The organism is Methylobacterium hispanicum, from assembly GCF_022179285.1.
GTDB classification, from domain to species: Bacteria; Pseudomonadota; Alphaproteobacteria; order Rhizobiales; family Beijerinckiaceae; genus Methylobacterium; species Methylobacterium hispanicum.
Genome location: NZ_BPQO01000111.1, coordinates 1 through 319, shown reverse-complemented (window position 1 = coordinate 319; position 319 = coordinate 1). Strand labels below are relative to the sequence as shown.

1 tRNA gene is annotated in these 319 nt (G+C 59.9%); it reads right to left on the bottom strand.

Annotated elements, in window-relative coordinates:
* Nucleotides 1-210 precede the first annotated feature (210 nt).
* A tRNA-Ala gene (locus tag MFF56_RS31990) sits at nucleotides 211-286 on the bottom strand.
* Between the last annotated feature and the right edge of the window lie 33 nt (nucleotides 287-319).

Genomic DNA, 319 nt, shown 5'->3' with positions numbered 1-319 from the left:
ATGCGCGTCCTCTCGGAGCGCATCACCGTATGCTTGCCGAACATGACCGGTGTGGATCAGCTCTCGCTGCCTCACCGGCACACATTCCCTCTTCACGATGTCAGATTCTTTCGCACATCCGCCGATCATACGACCTGGCGGCGGCAAACTGGAATTCCGGACTGGCTGCTCGACACCCCTCCCCGCGCCTACAAGGCAGCGTGTGGAGAATGGTGGAGACAGACGGGATCGAACCGACGACCTCATGCTTGCAAAGCACGCGCTCTCCCAACTGAGCTATGTCCCCGAAGGTGTCAGCTGCAGTCGGTGATGGTTGCTG